Annotated in this window: 15 protein-coding genes and 1 pseudogene; 1 reads left to right on the plus strand and 15 read right to left on the minus strand. The window is 54.5% G+C overall.

Translation table 11 applies throughout. The features are described from left to right. From mrdB to leuS, 8 genes are all read right to left on the minus strand, one after another. Nucleotides 1–1,113, minus strand: a complete 1,113-nt coding sequence (gene mrdB, locus G7090_RS06220; protein WP_106992328.1) for a peptidoglycan glycosyltransferase MrdB — start codon at nucleotides 1,111–1,113, stop codon at nucleotides 1–3. Nucleotides 1,114–1,115: 2 nt separating this feature from the next. Next, nucleotides 1,116–3,017 (minus strand): peptidoglycan DD-transpeptidase MrdA, encoded by a 1,902-nt coding sequence (gene mrdA / locus G7090_RS06225; protein ID WP_106992329.1) that lies wholly within the window; start codon nucleotides 3,015–3,017, stop codon nucleotides 1,116–1,118. Between the two features lie 30 nt (nucleotides 3,018–3,047). Next, a complete protein-coding gene (rlmH, locus tag G7090_RS06230; RefSeq protein WP_003858701.1) occupies nucleotides 3,048–3,515 on the minus strand; it encodes a 23S rRNA (pseudouridine(1915)-N(3))-methyltransferase RlmH in 468 nt (155 codons plus the stop codon). A 3-nt stretch (nucleotides 3,516–3,518) separates the two neighbouring features. After that, the gene (gene rsfS / locus G7090_RS06235) at nucleotides 3,519–3,836 is read right to left on the minus strand and encodes a ribosome silencing factor (RefSeq protein WP_032617029.1); all 318 of its coding nucleotides are present in this window, start codon (nucleotides 3,834–3,836) and stop codon (nucleotides 3,519–3,521) included. A gap of 270 nt (nucleotides 3,837–4,106) precedes the next feature. Then, complete coding sequence (nadD, locus tag G7090_RS06240; protein WP_166181855.1) at nucleotides 4,107–4,760, minus strand: nicotinate-nucleotide adenylyltransferase; 654 nt, start codon at nucleotides 4,758–4,760, stop codon at nucleotides 4,107–4,109. Between the two features lie 3 nt (nucleotides 4,761–4,763). Continuing rightward, entirely contained in the window at nucleotides 4,764–5,795 is a 1,032-nt protein-coding gene (gene holA, locus G7090_RS06245; protein ID WP_166181856.1) for a DNA polymerase III subunit delta, read from the minus strand. Continuing rightward, entirely contained in the window at nucleotides 5,795–6,373 is a 579-nt protein-coding gene (gene lptE, locus G7090_RS06250; RefSeq protein ID WP_106992332.1) for an LPS assembly lipoprotein LptE, read from the minus strand. The genes holA and lptE overlap by 1 nt, the downstream gene beginning before the upstream one ends. 14 nt (nucleotides 6,374–6,387) lie before the next feature. Further along, a complete protein-coding gene (gene leuS, locus G7090_RS06255; RefSeq protein ID WP_166181857.1) occupies nucleotides 6,388–8,970 on the minus strand; it encodes a leucine--tRNA ligase in 2,583 nt (860 codons plus the stop codon). 213 nt (nucleotides 8,971–9,183) lie between these two features. On the opposite strand from leuS, the gene G7090_RS06260 reads away from it, so the two are divergent. Next, nucleotides 9,184–9,666: a zinc ribbon-containing protein gene (locus G7090_RS06260; protein ID WP_106992804.1), complete on the plus strand. Its 483-nt coding sequence runs from the start codon at nucleotides 9,184–9,186 to the stop codon at nucleotides 9,664–9,666. A gap of 75 nt (nucleotides 9,667–9,741) precedes the next feature. Here the strand turns inward: G7090_RS06260 and G7090_RS06265 are convergent, their stop codons facing one another. From G7090_RS06265 to G7090_RS06295, 7 genes and pseudogenes are all read right to left on the minus strand, one after another. Next, nucleotides 9,742–11,532 (minus strand): filamentous hemagglutinin N-terminal domain-containing protein, encoded by a 1,791-nt coding sequence (locus tag G7090_RS06265; RefSeq protein WP_166181858.1) that lies wholly within the window; start codon nucleotides 11,530–11,532, stop codon nucleotides 9,742–9,744. Between the two features lie 68 nt (nucleotides 11,533–11,600). Beyond that, nucleotides 11,601–13,278: pseudogene (locus tag G7090_RS06270) on the minus strand (ShlB/FhaC/HecB family hemolysin secretion/activation protein). A 331-nt stretch (nucleotides 13,279–13,609) separates the two neighbouring features. Next, on the minus strand, nucleotides 13,610–14,545 hold the full coding sequence (gene rihA / locus G7090_RS06275) for a pyrimidine-specific ribonucleoside hydrolase RihA (protein WP_166181859.1): 936 nt from the start codon (nucleotides 14,543–14,545) through the stop codon (nucleotides 13,610–13,612). A 122-nt stretch (nucleotides 14,546–14,667) separates the two neighbouring features. Next, the gene (locus tag G7090_RS06280; RefSeq protein ID WP_106992335.1) at nucleotides 14,668–15,393 is read right to left on the minus strand and encodes an amino acid ABC transporter ATP-binding protein; all 726 of its coding nucleotides are present in this window, start codon (nucleotides 15,391–15,393) and stop codon (nucleotides 14,668–14,670) included. Beyond that, nucleotides 15,393–16,067, minus strand: coding sequence for a glutamate/aspartate ABC transporter permease GltK (gene gltK / locus G7090_RS06285; RefSeq protein ID WP_106992336.1), 675 nt, complete (start codon nucleotides 16,065–16,067; stop codon nucleotides 15,393–15,395). Before gltK ends, G7090_RS06280 begins: the two co-directional genes overlap by 1 nt. Next, entirely contained in the window at nucleotides 16,067–16,807 is a 741-nt protein-coding gene (locus tag G7090_RS06290; protein WP_166181860.1) for an amino acid ABC transporter permease, read from the minus strand. The genes gltK and G7090_RS06290 overlap by 1 nt, the downstream gene beginning before the upstream one ends. Nucleotides 16,808–16,965: 158 nt before the next feature. Continuing rightward, complete coding sequence (locus tag G7090_RS06295; protein WP_166181861.1) at nucleotides 16,966–17,874, minus strand: amino acid ABC transporter substrate-binding protein; 909 nt, start codon at nucleotides 17,872–17,874, stop codon at nucleotides 16,966–16,968. Nucleotides 17,875–17,950: the final 76 nt, after the last annotated feature.

Consider the following 17,950-nt stretch of genomic DNA (forward strand, 5'->3'; position numbering starts at 1 on the left):
TTATACGCTTTTTGACAACATTTTTCTGTGTGTGTGGATCGACATCACGATCCCGAACCCGGCCATCAGAACGATCAGGGCCGAGCCTCCATAACTCACCAGCGGAAGCGGTACGCCTACCACCGGCAGAATACCGCTCACCATACCAATATTTACGAAAACATAAACGAATAAAATCAACATCAAGCCACCGGCCATTACCCGGCCAAAGGTGGTTTGCGCCCGGGCGGCAATCCACAATCCGCGCATGATTAACAGCAGGTACAGCGCCAGCAGGATCAGAATCCCGACCAGACCTAACTCTTCCGCCAGAACCGCAAAGATAAAGTCGGTGTGGCGTTCGGGCAGAAACTCAAGCTGCGACTGAGTACCGTGCAGCCAGCCCTTACCGCGCAGGCCGCCAGAGCCGATTGCAATCTTCGACTGTATAATATGATAGCCTGCCCCGAGCGGGTCGCTCTCCGGATCGAGCAACATCATCACGCGTTGGCGCTGATAATCGTGCATCAGGAAGAACCACAGAATCGGGATAAAGGCCGCCAGTAACACCGCCGCAATGCCGATAAGCCGCCAGCTGAGTCCGGAAAGGAACAGTACGAACAGACCGGAAAGCGCAATCAGAATCGAGGTACCGAGGTCCGGCTGCGCGGCTACCAGCAGCGTCGGCAGGAAGATCAGCACCAGCGCGATAGCGGTGTTTTTCAGCGACGGCGGGCAGACATCACGGTTAATAAAGCGGGCCACCATCAGCGGAACGGCGATTTTTGCAATCTCAGAGGGCTGAAAACGCACAATACCGAGATCGAGCCAGCGCTGTGCACCTTTCGAGATGGCGCCAAAGGCATCCACCGCCACCAGTAGAATGATACAGAAGATATAGAGATAGGGCGCCCAGCCTTCGTAGACGCGCGGCGGGATCTGCGCCATTACCACCATCACCACCAGACCCATGGTAATCTGGCCGATCTTACGCTCCGTCATGCCGAGATCCTGGCCGCTGGCACTCCAGATGACCATGGCACTGTAGACCAGCAGCGCCAGCAGGATCAGCAGCATGGCCGGGTCGATGTGGATCTTGTCCCACAGCGATTTTTTATTCGGATTATCCGTCACGATTATTGGTCCTCCGCGCCGGCGGCAGCCGGGCTTTCACTCGGCAGTTCAGTGTTGTTATCACCCAGCATGATGTGATCAAGGATCTGGCGCATGATAGTACCGACCGCCGGGCCGGCACCGCCGTTTTCCAGAATAATCGACACCGCCACCTGCGGGTTTTCGTATGGAGCAAACGCAATCATCAGCTTGTGGTCACGCAGACGTTCAGCGATTTTATGCGCGTTATAGGTTTCATTCGCTTTCAGACCAAAGACCTGCGCGGTACCGGATTTTGCCGCGATTTTATACGGCGCACCGGCAAAGTATTTGTGTGCTGTACCGTTGGCACGGTTGGCTACGCCATACATCCCGTCTTTGGCAATTTCCCAGTAACCGGAATGAATATCGCCCACCGGCGGCTCGTGCGGCTGTGACCAGGGGACTTTTTTGCCGTCTTCGACGGTGCTCATCAGCAGGTGCGGCACTTTCACCACCCCGTCGTTGATCAGGATCATCAGCGCTTTGCTCATCTGAATCGGTGTGGCGGTCCAGTAGCCCTGGCCGATCCCCACCGGAATGGTGTCGCCCTGATACCACGGCTTTTTAAAGCGTTTCAGCTTCCATTCACGGGTCGGCATATTGCCGGAGCGCTCTTCTGAGAGGTCGATACCGGTGTAGTGACCATAGCCAAATTTGCCCATCCATTCTGACAGACGGTCGATGCCCATGTCGTAGGCCACCTGGTAAAAGAAGGTATCCGCCGACTCCTCCAGTGATTTGGTGACGTTCAGATGGCCGTGGCCCCACTTCTTCCAGTCGCGGTAGCGTTTTTCCGAGCCCGGCAACTGCCACCAGCCCGGGTCGAAGAGACCGGTGTTGCGGGTGATCACCCCCGCGCTTAACGCAGATACCGCCACATAAGGTTTTACCGTGGACGCCGGGGGATAAACACCCTGAGTCGCGCGGTTGATCAGCGGCGTGTTCGGGTCATTAAGCAGGCCGGAATAATCTTTGCTGGAGATACCATCAACGAACAGATTCGGGTCATAGCTTGGCGTCGAGACCAGGGCCAGAATGCTGCCGCTGCGCGGGTCAGTCACAATGACCGCCGCACGACTGCCTGCCAGCAGGGTTTCGACGTACTGCTGGAGTTTGAGATCCAGGGTCAGATAGATGTCATGCCCGGCCTGAGGCGGCACCTCTTTCAGCTGGCGGATCACCCGGCCACGGTTGTTGACTTCAACCTCTTCGTAACCGGTCTGACCGTGGAGCATATCTTCGTAGTAGCGCTCAATCCCCAGCTTGCCGATATCGTGCGTTGCCGCGTAGTTGGCGAGCTTGCCGTCTTTATCCAGCCTGTCGACATCTTTATCGTTGATTTTCGAGACATAGCCGATGACGTGCGTCAGGGCAGAGCCGTACGGGTAGAAGCGGCGCTTGTAACCTTTGACTTCTACGCCCGGAAAGCGGTACTGGTTCACGGCGAAACGGGCTACCTGCACCTCGGTGAGGTTGGTTTTTACCGGAATCGACGTGAAGCGATGCGAGCGGGAGCGCTCTTTTTTGAAGGCGGCAATATCGTCATCATTCAGATCGACCACGCCGCGCAACGCGTCGAGCGTCTGCTGCACGTTATCGACCTTCTCCGGCATCATTTCAATCTGGTAGATCGTGCGGTTCAGCGCCAGTGGCGTACCGTTGCGATCGTAGATAATGCCGCGGCTTGGGGCGATGGGGACGAGTTTGATGCGGTTTTCGTTGGAGCGGGTCTGGTAATCGGTAAAACGGACAATTTGCAGATTATAGAGGTTGGCGATCAGCACGCCAGTCAGCAGCAAAATCCCCAAAAAGGCGACCACCGCCCGGCGCACGAACAGCGCGGACTCAGCCGTATAGTCGCGAAAAGAATTCTGTAGTTTCATCCGCTGCTTAATTTATCCAGGACGTCATCATTACTCACGGTGATAAGGATGGTTAGTCGTGATGCTCCACGCGCGATAGAGACTTTCAGCAACCAACACCCGAACCAGCGGGTGGGGCAGCGTCAGCGCGGAGAGAGACCAACTCTGTTCTGCTGCCGCTTTGCAGGCGGGAGATAATCCCTCGGGACCGCCAATTAACAGGCTGACGTCGCGACCGTCCTGCTTCCAGCGCTCCAGTTCATGCGCCAGCTGCGGTGTATCCCAGGGCTTGCCCGGAATATCGAGCGTGACGATGCGGTTTTTGCCTGCGGCAGCCAGCATCAGTTCACCCTCTTTGTCGAGAATGCGTTTGATATCTGCGTTTTTGCCGCGTTTGCCGGCGGGGATCTCCACCAGCTCAAACGGCATGTCTTTCGGAAAACGACGCAGATATTCAGTAAACCCTGTTTGTACCCAGTCGGGCATTTTTGTGCCGACGGCTACCAGTTGCAGCTTCACGCATTAACCCCAGAGTTTTTCCAGCTCATACAGGCGACGGCTCTCTTCCTGCATGACGTGGACAATCACATCGCCAAGGTCAACAACGACCCAGTCAGCGGTCGCTTCGCCTTCAACGCCCAGCGGCAGCATACCGGCAGCGCGGGATTCCTGCACAACATGGTCAGCGATGGAAGCAACGTGGCGAGTGGAGGTACCGGTGCAGATAATCATGCAATCGGTGATGCTTGATTTGCCCTGAACGTCGATGGCGATGATGTCCTGACCTTTCAGGTCATCAATTTTGTCGATAACAAAATCCTGGAGTGCTTTACCCTGCAAGTTTTCCCCCTGGGAAAGTGAGATTGAATAACTGTAAATTCGTAGCCAGACAGTATACCTGAACTGGCCGCAGTGTCGGGACTAATGTCACCGGACGGGCCTGCGAAGGCGGGTATCATCCCACCCTATGCCGGAGATTGCATCGCCATTTTTGTAAAACAGTTTTTGTAAAACAGTGCTGGCGGGAAGTCTGGCAGCGGAGGATATCAGCCTGGACGGGGGTGTCAATGCTGAGAGCGCGAATGGCGCGCTTTTTCTCCCGGCTTCCAGTCAGTTGCTGCTTTTCTGATACAGACCCTGCTGTTGAATGTAACGCATTACCGCCGCCGGTAACATCTCATCGCAGGGGAGTCCCTGCTGCAGACGCTGGCGGATCAGGGTGGCCGAAATATCAAACCACGGCGTTTCCGCCAGATAGATTTTACCGGCTGGCAGGGTATGCAAATCTTCAGCCTGATATGTCAGGTGCTGCTCCAGCCACTGCTGATGCTGCTCCTCTTTCATCGCCAGCGGATAACCCGGACGACGACAGACGATCAAATGGCTGTTATCGAGGATCGTCTGATACTGATACCAGCCTGGAAAGCTAAGCAGAGAGTCCTGGCCGATGATAAAGGCCAGCGGTCTCTCCGGCCCCTGTTCGCTGCGCCACTCCTGCAGGGTTTGCGCGGTATAGGACGGGGTGTCCCGACGCAGCTCACGCTCGTCGAGGTGAAACAGCGGCTTATCGGCAATCGCCAGCTCCAGCATCGTTTTGCGCTGTGCGGCGCTGGCTTCAGGCTGGGGACGGTGCGGCGGCACGTTGTTCGGCATAATAGTGACGCGCTGCAGACCAATCTGGTTCGCCAGAATTTCGACCGGTTTCAGATGCCCGTAGTGGATCGGGTCAAAGGTACCGCCAAACAGAGCCTGGAGAGAGTGCATCTCTTACCCTTCTATAAAGATATCGGCCAGTGCCTTGTGGCACAGCAGCAGCGAAAGGCTTTCCAGCTCGGACCAGATCGACTGGCCGTAATCCTGCTTCAGGGTCAGCTCGGTACGCGTCAGCAGCTGAACGGCCTGGCGCAGCTGTTCCGGGCTCAGGCGGTTCAGGGCCTCGGTGGTCATGCCGCGACGGTTCTGCCAGACCCGGTGTTTATCAAACAGCGCACGCAGGGGCGTATGTGCCGACTGACGTTTCAGGGTCAGGAGCAGCAACAGTTCACGCTGCAGGGTTCTGAGCAGGATCACCGGCTCACTGCCTTCGAGACGCAGCTGTTGCAGGATATGCAGGGCGCGCTTGCTCTTCGCCGAGAGCAGGGCATCGACCCAGTGGAAAGGGGTGAAATGGGCTGCGTCGTTGACGGCCTGCTCGACGCGCGGCAGGGTCAGTTTGCCATCCGGCCAGAGCAGCGACAGCCGCTCAAGCGCCTGGGCAAGGGCCAGCAGGTTGCCTTCGTAGCAGTAACAGAGCAGCTGATTCGCCGCGTCATCCAGCTGCAGATTGTTCTGCTTTGCCCGGGCCGCCACCCATTTGGGTAGGTGCGCCTGCTCCGGGGTCTGACAGGTCACCAGTACTGAATGGTTTGCCAGCGCCGTAAACCAGGCGGCATTCTCCTGGGCTTTGGTCAGCTTATTGCCGCGGACAATCAGCAGCAGATCGTTATGCAGCAGACTTACCAGCGTGGCCAGTTGTTCGTTGATGGCCGCATTAGGGCCGTTTTCCGGTAACTGAATAAGCAGGGTTTGCCGGGCGGCAAAGAGGCTCATCGCCTGACAGAGAGAGAAAATCTCCTGCCAGTCGGTGCTGTTATCCAGGGTGAAACTGTGGTGCTCTTCAAAGCCCTGGGTCGCCGCAAGCTGGCGTACGGCGTCCTGACTCTCCTGCAGCAACAGCGGATCGTTTCCGAGAAGCAGATACGCCGCGCGCAGCCCTTCATTGAGCTGCGCGCGGAGTTGTTCAGGGTACAACCTGAGCATTACTGACCCAGCGTCGTGGTGACGCGAGATGAGGATGCCGCTGGCTTAGCCACAGGCTGCGCTTTAAGGGCATTCTCTTTTTCAGCAGTATGGACGCTCGGCAGCTTACGGATCAGCTGCTCTGCTGCCTTGTCATACATTTCGTTAACGATAATGGTCTGCTCAGCATCTTTCGCCAGCGCAGTCTGTGGGTTATCGAAGAACGAACGGTAGACCTTGGTACTGATAGGGTAAATATCGCTACCCGGGATCAGCACCGCAGCGTGAACTTCCATCACCATCTGGTATTCCGCAGTACGACCATCCTGGAAGATGGACGCGGTATCCTGGCTCAGGCTAGAGCTTAATACGCGGAATGACGGAATATCCTGGCGCAGCGTTCCTTTTTCGATCAGGTCAACGCCGTTAAGGCGCAGCTGATTACGAATGGCACGGCTCAACGGACCATTTGGATCGCCCGAATCGAAAATCATGGTTTTCATCTGTTCCGGCACCTGTGTAGTGTTACGCAAGTGCCAGCCACAGCCGGCGGTGACTAACACCGCCAGCGATAACAGTAATGTTGCCAGTTGTCGCACGCTTCCTCCCGCGCTTAGCCAACGACCAGGTTCAGCAGTTTACCGGGCACGTAGATCACTTTACGTACGGTAACGCCATCAAGATACTTCGCCACCAGATGTTCCTGGCCGGCGCGTTCACGGACCTGCTCTTCGGTTGCATCAACCGGAACAGTGATTTTACCGCGCACTTTGCCGTTGACCTGCACGACGACCAGCGTGGTGTTTTCCACCATTGCGGATTCATCCGCCACCGGCCACGGTGCATTGTCGATATCGCCTTCGCCGTTCAGCTCCTGCCACAGAGTAAAGCTGGCGTGAGGGGTGAACGGGTTCAGCATACGGACAACCGCCAGCAATGCTTCACGCATCAAGGCACGATCCTGCTCGCCTTCCTGCGGGGCTTTCGCCAGCTTGTTCATCAATTCCATAATAGCCGCAATCGCGGTATTGAAGGTCTGACGGCGACCAATATCATCGGTTACTTTGGCAATAGTTTTATGAACATCACGACGCAGCGCCTGCTGATCTTCCGTCAGGGCTGCGGTATCCAGTGCCGGTGCTTCGCCCTGAGAGGTGTGCTCGTAAACCAGTTTCCAGACACGTTTCAGGAAGCGGTTAGCCCCTTCAACGCCGGACTCCTGCCACTCGAGGGTCATGTCTGCCGGAGAGGCGAACATCATGAACAGACGCACGGTGTCAGCGCCGTAACGCTCTACCATCACCTGTGGGTCAATGCCGTTGTTTTTGGACTTCGACATTTTGCTCATGCCGGTATACACCAGCTCGTGACCCGCGGCATCTTTCGCCTTGACGATGCGGCCTTTCTCGTCGCGCTCAACGATAGCATCAACCGGGGAGACCCAGTTACGCTCGCCGTTCACGCCGACGTAGTAGAAGGCATCCGCCAGTACCATGCCCTGACACAGCAGCTGTTTGGCTGGCTCATCAGAGTTCACCAGGCCCGCGTCGCGCATCAGCTTGTGGAAGAAGCGGAAGTAGAGCAGGTGCATGATGGCGTGTTCGATCCCGCCGATGTAGATATCGACCGGCAGCCAGTAGTTTGCTGCATCGGAATCCAGCATGCCTTCCTGATACTGCGGGCAGGTATAACGCGCGTAGTACCAGGAGGACTCCATAAAGGTGTCGAAGGTGTCAGTTTCACGCAGCGCAGGCATGCCGTTCACGGTGGTCTTCGCCCACTCAGGATCGGCTTTGATCGGGCTGGTGATGCCATCCATGACCACGTCTTCCGGCAGGATCACCGGGAGTTGATCTTCCGGGGTTGGCTGAACGGTACCGTCTTCCAGGGTCACCATCGGGATTGGTGCGCCCCAGTAACGCTGACGGGAAACACCCCAGTCGCGCAGACGGTAGTTAACTTTACGTTCGCCCACGCCCAGCGCCGTCAGTTTGTCGGCAATGGCGTTGAAGCCCTCTTCAAAGCTCAGGCCGCTGAATTCGCCGGAGTTGAACAGGGTGCCTTTTTCGGTCAGCGCCTGCTCGGACAGATCCGGCTCAGAGCCGTCTGCCGCGAGAATAACCGGCTTGATCGCCAGGCTGTATTTGGTGGCAAATTCGTAGTCACGCTGATCGTGACCCGGAACGGCCATCACGGCACCCGTACCGTACTCCATCAGCACGAAGTTGGCAGCCCAGACAGGGATCGCTTCGCCGGTCAGCGGATGTGTTGCGTAGAAACCGGTAGCAACGCCTTTCTTCTCCATGGTCGCCATATCGGCTTCGGCCACTTTGGTGTTGCGGCATTCGTCGATGAAGGCAGCCAGTTCCGGATTGTTCTCTGCCGCTTTCTGTGCCAGCGGGTGACCTGCAGCCACGGCCAGGTAGGTCGCACCCATGAAGGTGTCAGGACGGGTGGTGTAAACGGTCAGTTTCTGATCGTAGTTCTCAACGTCGAAGGTGATTTCCACCCCTTCAGAACGGCCGATCCAGTTGCGCTGCATGGTTTTAACGGTATCTGGCCAGTGGTCCAGATTGTCCAGATCGCTCAGCAGTTCGTCGGCGTAAGCGGTGATTTTGATAAACCACTGAGGGATCTCTTTACGCTCTACTTTGGTGTCGCAGCGCCAGCAGCAGCCGTCGATAACCTGTTCGTTGGCCAGAACGGTCTGATCGTTCGGGCACCAGTTAACGGCGGAGGTTTTCTTGTAGACCAGCCCTTTTTTATAGAGCTCGGTGAAGAACTTCTGCTCCCAGCGGTAGTATTCCGGGGTGCAGGTCGCCAGCTCGCGGCTCCAGTCATAGCCAAAGCCCAGCATCTTGAGCTGGTTTTTCATGTAGGCGATGTTGTCGTAGGTCCACGGAGCAGGCGCGGTATTGTTTTTTACCGCCGCACCTTCAGCAGGCAGACCAAACGCATCCCAGCCGATCGGCTGCAGGACGTTTTTACCCAGCATGCGCTGATAGCGAGCGATCACATCGCCGATGGTGTAGTTACGCACGTGGCCCATGTGTAGTCGGCCAGAAGGATAGGGAAGCATCGACAGGCAGTAATACTTCTCTTTGCTCTCGTCTTCGGTGACTTCAAAAGTGCGCTTCTCGTCCCAGTGTTGCTGGACTTTCGATTCTATCTCTTCCGGGCGGTATTGCTCTTGCATGGCAGCCAGTGGTCCTGTGTTCAATACAGCTACAAACGTAGCCAATGGATGTGGTAATTCAGATCCGCATAGCATAGCCCAAACGCCCGCGTCAAAACAGCCTTTACCTCAAAAGCGCCTTGCAGGAATTTACGCAGAGTGTGGATGACCTGACAAAGCGGGGCGCAAATAAGGTCTATCATTAGAGAGAGTTACTTACCCGGGAGGCAAATGATGAACAAGGTTGCTCAATTTTACCGTGAACTGGTCGCCACATTAACTGAACGTCTGCGTAATGGTGAGCGTGATATCGATGCGCTCGTCGAACAGGCGCGCCTGAGGGTGATGCAGACGGGTGAGTTAACACGTACCGAAGTGGAGGAGGTGACCCGCGCGGTGCGTCGGGATCTGGAGGAGTTCGCCCGCAGCTACGAAGAGAGCCAGGATGAGGTCGCTGACAGCGTCTTTATGCGGGTGATCAAAGAGAGTCTGTGGCAGGAGCTAGCGGATATCACCGATAAAACGCAGCTGGAGTGGCGTGAGGTGTTCCAGGATCTTAACCATCACGGCGTGTATCACAGTGGGGAGGTGGTTGGGCTCGGCAATCTGGTGTGTGAAAATTGTCACTTCCATCTGGCGGTCTATACCCCGGACCTGTTGCCGGTCTGTCCGAAGTGCGGTCACGACCAGTTCCAGCGTCGTCCGTTTGAGCCTTAAAAAGCGGGTTGGTTACACCCGCTGCGCTTACAGACCAGGATACGATGCCTGCATCGTATCCTGGGATTTTGCCACTTAGTTGGTCGTATTAACTTCAATCTTTTTGAAATTCTGCGTGCCGCCCATATTAGAAGCATATTTATGGGACGAGTTGAGCACCAGTTTATCGGCTGACAGTGTGCCTGCACCACAGGTCGACAGTTTAAGGAAACCGCAGCCGTAGCCGCCATTGACCACTTTGTTCGCCGTTAAGGTCATGTTATCGCCCGCAATGATGTGGCCGCGGTTGATAATATTGCCATTGCCGCTGGTGTTCAGATCCATATCATAAGCAGAGCGAATAAGGCCTTCGTTATTGATATCCAGCCAGGTCAGCAGATTAACTGTTGAGCCATCGATATGACCATAGTTATGGGTCACCATATTGTCGATGTTCACATTTGCCGCTGTGCCCCCCATATAGCCGGAATTGTTCAGCCAGTAGCTGTGCGTGGTCAGGCTCTTGCTGGCATTCATGTTGCTATTGGCAGCCTGTATCAGAGTGCCGTTGGTTCTGATGGTGACATCGCCCCCGGCGATTCTGCCGGCGTTAGTAATTTCACCGTTGGTGCTGGCGTTATTTTTCCATGCCTGGATCAGTAAGGTGTCGCTACCAGTAATATTCCCGGTGACTTTAAAGGTATCTCCGCCGAAGCTCATGGCTGTGTTCTTGCCATAGGTAGAGCCCCCGTTGTCGACATTACCGAGTGTCGTGATTGACAGCTGGTTGTCTGACTCAAGAGTGGATCCGTAGTGGGTTGTCAGATTGCCATGGGCAGTCACTGCCAGGGCGTTGGTCGCCTGAATGTGACCTTTGTTAGTGATATTACCCGCAGCAGAAACCATTAACTGATTGCCGCTGGTGATGGAGCCTTCGTTGTTCAGATCCTTCTGACTGCTGAGCGCCGCGATGTAAGCCGAGGAGAGAGTTCCGGTGTTTTTAAGCTCACCGGCAGAAACCATTTGCGTCAGATAACCGGTGTTGGTGATTTGATTTTCGTTCACCAGTGCGCCATAGCTGGTCATGGCCAGGGTGCTACTGGCGACAATGGCCCCTTTGTTACGCACCCCGAAGCCTAAGTTATTGCCCACCATAGTGATGTTGTTGGCTTTCACCCCGCCCAGCTTGCTGATGTCAATGCTGTACTCCGGAATCAGGGTCTGCAGCAGATTTGCTGATTTACCCGCTGAGGTAATGCGACCGGTGGTGTTATCAAACGTAAAATTACCGGCGCTGAGCGTCGCATTGGCGGCGGTTACTGTCCCGTTAAGCTGAATGGCATCCGCCAGAATTGCAGCGTAGCTGTTTGCCGCGTTCATTCCGTACTGATCGACGGTAATTTTACCGCCGGTCACGGTGTAGCTATTGATAGCGCCCGTGTCGCTCAGGTTTACTTTACCGGTGGTCAGAACCGCTTTGTTGGTGTTAATGAAGCTACAGCCTGAACAGGTGATACCGTTAGGGTTAGCAATCACCACGTCGGCCCTTTGTCCACCCACTTCAATAAAGCCCTGCAGGGAACTCGCTTTATTAGAGATCACTTCATTCAGGATCACCGAGGCGCTGCCGTTGGTCAGGTTGTTGTTTTTGGCCATATTGCCAAAGTTGCTGTGGGTGTAGTCGATACCGCTGTTGTTGAGAATCACGCCTTTATTATCAACGTTAAATTCACGATACATGTTATGGGAAACCCCGGCCGCGTTCGGTGCTTCAATATCAATGACTTTTGTGCCGGATTGATGGGTATAAGTCGTTGGGTCTGCATAAACCCAGGTCGAGGTCAGCGCGGCGGTAAGCGCCACATAAGAAACTTTAAATTTAAACATTGAATTTATTCCTTTAAATAATGAGGGGCGTAAAATATGAATAAGATAAAACAACTAACGTTTGTCCTTTAATACCTCCACTGCAATGAAAAACCCATGTTGAGTGCTTGAGTATGAAAGTTGTCAGGTTTGCTCAGGGGTGTGCCAATAAAAAAATCATACTGGGTCGCTAATTTTTCGCCGCGTAATCCTACCACCGCACCGGATAATAATTTTCCCTGGCCATATTGTTCGCTTCCCGTCAATCTGCCGATATCCAGGCCGGTATAAAATTGCTGGCTGGGCGAGGGAATATCCCAGCTGAAATCATTGCGCCAGTACCATCCCTGATTACCGGATAATGTTCGCTCACCATCAAAGCCCCGCACCGTCCAGCGATTGCCGATATTCATTTTATTATCGGACGATAATATATCCGGGCTGAGTTGCGCGCTTATTTGCGGCGCCCAGCTAAATTTGTTACCGGTGAGTGGGAATTTCATTAACGCCTGCAAATCGGCATGCAGCACCCGGGCGTGTTTGTCGTAAAGCCCTGCATTCTCTTCCGGCGTCGGTGTGGAACTTAGCCACGGCAAGCGGTTCTGCATCCCTAGCGAAGCCTCAATAATCTTGCTGTCAAAGTAATGCTGGTGGCGCAGGGTAAGATCCCAGCCAGGGTTTTGTTTGCGCATTACGCTGAGTTCGCTGCCGCCAAAGTAATAGCGGGAGGTGCTTTTAAATATCTTTGCGTCCAGCGTCGTTTTTTGCGTTCGGGTGTGGGAAAGCAGGCGTGACAGCGTTGCGCTATAGTAACGGTTTTTACTTTCATAGTCGGTGGTAGACCACTGGCCGCGAAACTGCTGCAGGTATGCGCTGCGGGCGGCATACAGGCTCATATTCCAGTAGCCAAAGGGAACGGAGTAGTAAATATTGCCGTTTTTATTGCCGTCGTCATGCTGGTTGAATTCAACATCGCCCCCGCCGGCCACGTACAGGATGTCGTTCAGCGAGGCCATATCGTAGAGATAAAGCGCGCCGCCGCCCTGATAGCGCCCGGTTGCGCGGCTGCCTGCGTCGTCGAGCCAGGCACCTACCTGCCAGGATTTATCGAGTTGGCGGGTCAGGCGAATATCTGTTTCCGCATAGTTTTGTCCCGGCAGCAGGTTCATATGGGCCGCTGAGCCCGGGATGCGCTGCAGGTTAGCCATCCCTTGCTCAAGATCGGGCAGGCGCAGAATATCACCCGCGGAGAAGGGTAAAGCATTCCAGAGGCTGGTTCGGGTCACTGGCTCATCTGTGGCAAACGCGATGTGACCAATTTTCCCGTAGGTTAACGTCAAATGTAATATCCCGCTCTCCAGCGACTGAGAGGGAATATCAATCAAAGACGTGATATAGCCTTTAACGATCAACTCATTCTGTAAACTGCGGGTCAGCAAACGGATGCCGTCAATACCCAGGCATTGCGACTTTGCCTGAATAATTAATTTCCCTAACAGCTTCTGCGTTAACGTTCTGTCCTCAGATTCAATATTAACTTCTTTTATATATTTACAGCTTCTCTCTTTCGGAAAAATTATTTTTTTCATCGGCAGAATAGACGCGCGTGGATTGATATTCCTGCTGTTGAGGAGTAAGCGCAGCTTCGCGAGCGCGATCCTGCTCTGACTGATTTACCGACGGGTGCGCATTGCTGGCGATAGCATTATGACAAAGCGCAATAAAAACAATAAAACCGGCAATAAAGCCGCAGTTATTTTTCAGCATGAAGCAATATCCATTTGTTTCATTAGATAAGTCGTAAGACTGCCTTGCGAACTATGAGGATCCTTCTCAGATCGTAAGCAACAACAGCTGCGGAACCTTATACCAACCCGATAATATTGAACAATAAAAAATATTTTTAGAAAAAGTTAACGATTAATAACCCTGACTTAAAAAAACTGAGGAAACATCGAAGAAGTGAATATGCTAGCCAAAAAAAGGAAGCGCTTCTATGGCGCGTTCCTCATTTATATGTGAAGTGCTATCTCATTTAGTGGATATTAACGTCTGCCGGTGCCTCTGTGGATAGACAGGGGCACCTGGCAGGAGGCGATTAACCGAAGTATGTCAGGCGATCGGCCAGTAAATCAACAAAGCCCTGACGATCGATATCGGTCATAACGGTTGTATTCGGCCTATTGCCGGTCAGGAAATAATAATCCACGACCGTCATTCCCTGGGTGTATTTCCCCTGGGTCTCGACGCCGACCCAGCGCTCTACCGTGCTGAAGAGCTCCGGCTTCAGCAGCCAGGCGATGGTGCAAGGGTCGTGCAGCGGTGCGCCCTGGAAACCCCATTTTTCCGTCTTGTGATACTCCATAAAGAAATCGAGCAGCTCCGCTACGGTGCGGGCCACGGGGTTATTGATCGTACGAAAACGCTCAATATCTTCCGCCATGATTTGCGCGTTGTGCGTTACATCTAGTCCGGCCATCACCACCGGAATACCGGACTGGAAGACGATTTCAGCCGCTTCAGGATCGACAAAGATGTTGAATTCAGCGGCAGGGGTCCAGTTACCCAGCCCCATGGCGCCGCCCATGATCACAATCCGGGCGATTTTCGTATGCAGCTCCGGATGGCTGTTCAGCAGCAGGGCGACGTTAGTTTGCGGACCGGTAGCCACCAGCGTCACCGGTTCGGTGCTTTCGCGCAGTACTTTTGCCATCAGCTCTACGGCCGTACAATTTTGCGGGGCAAAGCCTGGCTCGGGCAAGGCGGGCCCATCAAGTCCGCTTTCACCGTGCACGTTGTCCGCAATAATGAGCTCCCGCATTAACGGCTTAACGGCACCGCCGGCTACCGGGATATCGGTGCGCTTTAACAACGTGAGCATGCGCAGGACATTACGCAGCGTTTTGTCCGGGGTCTGGTTTCCGGCTGAGGAGGTAACGGCTTTGACATCAAGTTCTGGTGAGGCGAGGGCAAGGACGAGTGCTATCGCGTCGTCATGACCCGGATCGCAATCGAGGATAATGGGCAGTGCCATAGAATTCTCCATTTCTCAGTGTTGTTTTGTGGCAAGGCTAACGCTGAAGAGAGGAGCCGACGAGGCAAACAGATGAAAAGCGTGAAGCAGTGCGCAATCTGAGCGATTGCGCACCAGGGAGATTAATGCAGGATTTTGGCGAGGAAATCTTTGGCACGATCGGACTGAGGGTTGGCAAAGAACTCCTCTTTGGCGGAGTCCTCCACGATTTTCCCTTCATCCATAAAGATCACGCGGTTCGCCACTTTACGGGCAAAGCCCATTTCGTGGGTCACCACCATCATGGTCATCCCTTCTTGCGCCAGCTGTACCATAACGTCCAGTACTTCGTTGATCATTTCCGGGTCGAGGGCGGAGGTTGGCTCATCAAACAGCATTGCCACCGGATCCATACACAGCGCGCGGGCAATCGCCACACGCTGCTGCTGGCCGCCGGAGAGCTGCGCCGGGAACTTATCGGCATGCGCCGTCAGACCCACGCGCTCCAGCAGTTTCAATGCCTTTTCACGCGCCTTCGCTTTATCGCGTTTGAGCACTTTTACCTGCGCCAGGGTCAGGTTCTCAATGATCGACAGATGCGGGAACAGTTCGAAATGCTGAAACACCATCCCGACGTTAGAACGCAGCGTCGCCAGGTTGGTTTTCTTGTCATTCACTTTGGTGCCGTTGACGATAATCTCGCCCTGCTGCACCGGCTCAAGGCCGTTCACGGTTTTGATAAGGGTGGATTTGCCCGAGCCGGACGGCCCGCACACCACCACCACTTCGCCCTTTTTCACTTCCGTGGAGCAGTCGGTCAGCACCTGAAAGTGCCCATACCATTTAGAAACATTTTTCAGGGAAATCATTACACTGTCCTTTTCTTCAGCCAGCTGACCAACAGCGACGCGCTTAAACTAATTGCAAAATAGACCGCACCTGCGAACAGGATCATCTCAACCTGAGTACCATCGCGTTCACCGATGGTGGAGGCGGTGCGGAAGAAGTCTGCCAGGCTCAACACATAAACCAGCGAGGTATCCTGGAACAGCACGATGCCCTGGGTCAGCAGCAGCGGAACCATGGCGCGGAACGCCTGCGGCAGAATGATGAGCTTCATCGACTGCCAGTGGGTCATGCCTAACGCCAGGGCGGCGCTGGACTGCCCGCGGGAGATACTCTGGATCCCGGCGCGAATAATCTCTGAGTAGTACGCCGCCTCAAACATTGAGAAGGCCACCATCGCTGAGATCAGACGAATATCGGATTTCGGCGACAGGCCAAGCACGTTCTGCAGCAGGCCCGGTACGATCAGGTAGAACCACAGCAGCACCATCACCAGCGGGATGGAGCGAAACACGTTGACGTAGGCCGTGGCAAACCAGGCGACAGGCTTGAAGCTCGACAGGCGCATGACCGCCAGCAGAGTGCCCCAGACAATCCCGATAATCACCGCCGTCAGGGTGATCTTCAGGGTGATGATCAGGCCATCAATCAGGTAGGGCAGGGAAGGAACGATGGAACTCCAGTCAAACTCGTACATTATTTGCCCCCCAGGGTGCCCGGCAGGCGAACTTTACGTTCGACCAGGTTCATCACCAGCATAATCACTGCGTTAATCAGCACGTACGCCAGGGTAATGGCGGTAAAGGATTCCCACGCGTGCGCGGAGTAATCCAGCAATTTGCCCGCCTGCGCGGCCATATCCACCAGACCGATAGTGGAGGCGATGGCCGAGTTCTTCACCAGGTTCATCATCTCAGAGGTCATCGGCGGCACAATCACGCGATAGGCATTCGGCAGCAGAACGTAACGGTAGGCCTGCGGTAAGGTCAGACCCATCGCCAGCGCCGCGTTTTTCTGTCCACGGGGCAGAGACTGGATCGCCGCACGCACCTGCTCACATACGCGGGCAGCGGTGAACAGACCCAGGCAGAGCATGGAGGAGACAAAGAACTGAACGTTAGGATCCAGTTCAGATTTGAACCACATGCCGAGATCTTCCGGCAGCAGTTCCGGGATAACCAGATACCAGGTGAAGAACTGCACGATCAACGGAACGTTACGGAACAGTTCGACGTAGCAGGTTCCCAGCGAGGAGAGAAAACGGTTAGGCACGGTACGCAAAATACCGAACAGCGAGCCGACCAGGAAGGCGATGATCCAGGCGGTGATCGACAGGGCGACCGTAACCTGAAAACCGCTCCACAACCAGCCAAGATAGGTGGTGTTGCCGAACGGGGCTTGCTGCAGAAAAATGCCCCAGTTCCAGTCGATTGACATAATAAACTCCAGAAAAAAAAGGGTAGCAGCGCTACCCTCGAAGATTGGTGAGAAGCTTTAATATTCGCGCTGAGTGGGGAACGACCACTCAACGTTTAGTCTGTCCGCGCTTCCCGACAATCGAGAGGGCAGGAGGTCCCGCCCCTTAATGGTTCTAATTAGTTAAGTGCTTTGTCATTTGGTTCTTTAAACAGTGCCTTCATGTCGTCGGACAGCTCAAAGTTCATGTTCAGATTTTTTGGTGGGATTGGGTTTTTAAACCACTTATCGAACCATTTCTCTGCGTCGCCGGAGGTCTGAACCTGAGCGATGGTGTCATCAACCAGTTTCTTAAATTCCGCGTCGTCTTTACGCATCATGCAGCCATAGGCCTCTTTGGATTGCGCGGTGCCGACGATTTCCCAGTTGTCCGGTTTCTTCGCTTTCGCGCGCTCACCAGCCAGCAGGGCATCATCCATCATAAACGCGACGGCGCGACCGCTCTCCAGGGTACGGAAAGAGTCACCGTGGTCTTTAGCGCTGATGATGCGCATGTCCATTTTCTTCTCTTCGTTCAGCTTGTGCAGCAGCACTTCAGAGGTGGTACCGGAGGTGACGACCACCGCTTTGCCTTTCAGGTTGTCGAAGTCTTTGATCTCGCCGCCTTTTTTGGTAAGCAGGCGGGTACCGACCACGAAGATGGTATCGGAGAAGGCAGCCTGTTTCTGACGCTCAAGGTTGTTAGTGGTGGAGCCACACTCAAAATCAAAGGTGCCGTTTTGCAGCAGCGGAATACGGTTTTGTGACGTGATTGGGATCAGCTTCACTTCCAGATCCGGTTTGTTCAGCTTTTTCTTCACCGCGTCAACGATGGCGTTGGAGTAAGCCTGAGAGTAACCCACGACTTTTTGCGTGTTGTCGTAGTATGAGAACGGAACAGAGGATTCACGGTGGCCGACCACAATCACGCCGTTTTTAGCGATTTTTTCCAGGGTGCCGCCCGCCGCCGGCGCAGCGTCTTCGGCGTGCACGACGCCTGCAGACAATCCCATCACCAGCATTGCTGTGGCCAGTTTACGTAATTGCATATCCAACTCCTTTTTTATCAGCGACAGGGGCGCATTGATATTCGGTGTGATGTTGTTATAGCTCGCGCGATACGAG

The organism is Leclercia sp. 29361 (assembly GCF_011290365.1).
GTDB classification, from domain to species: Bacteria; Pseudomonadota; Gammaproteobacteria; order Enterobacterales; family Enterobacteriaceae; genus Enterobacter; species Enterobacter tamurae.

Coding starts and splice junctions, on each gene's coding strand:
- mrdA (WP_106992329.1), bottom strand. CDS start 3,017: ATGAAACTACAGAATTCTTTTCGCGACTATACGGCTGAGTCCGCGCTG.
- nadD (WP_166181855.1), bottom strand. CDS start 4,760: ATGCACTCTCTCCAGGCTCTGTTTGGCGGTACCTTTGACCCGATCCAC.
- holA (WP_166181856.1), bottom strand. CDS start 5,795: ATGCTCAGGTTGTACCCTGAACAACTCCGCGCGCAGCTCAATGAAGGG.
- leuS (WP_166181857.1), bottom strand. CDS start 8,970: ATGCAAGAGCAATACCGCCCGGAAGAGATAGAATCGAAAGTCCAGCAA.
- G7090_RS06260 (WP_106992804.1), top strand. CDS start 9,184: ATGAACAAGGTTGCTCAATTTTACCGTGAACTGGTCGCCACATTAACT.
- G7090_RS06265 (WP_166181858.1), bottom strand. CDS start 11,532: ATGTTTAAATTTAAAGTTTCTTATGTGGCGCTTACCGCCGCGCTGACC.
- rihA (WP_166181859.1), bottom strand. CDS start 14,545: ATGGCACTGCCCATTATCCTCGATTGCGATCCGGGTCATGACGACGCG.
- G7090_RS06280 (WP_106992335.1), bottom strand. CDS start 15,393: ATGATTTCCCTGAAAAATGTTTCTAAATGGTATGGGCACTTTCAGGTG.
- gltK (WP_106992336.1), bottom strand. CDS start 16,067: ATGTACGAGTTTGACTGGAGTTCCATCGTTCCTTCCCTGCCCTACCTG.
- G7090_RS06290 (WP_166181860.1), bottom strand. CDS start 16,807: ATGTCAATCGACTGGAACTGGGGCATTTTTCTGCAGCAAGCCCCGTTC.
- G7090_RS06295 (WP_166181861.1), bottom strand. CDS start 17,874: ATGCAATTACGTAAACTGGCCACAGCAATGCTGGTGATGGGATTGTCT.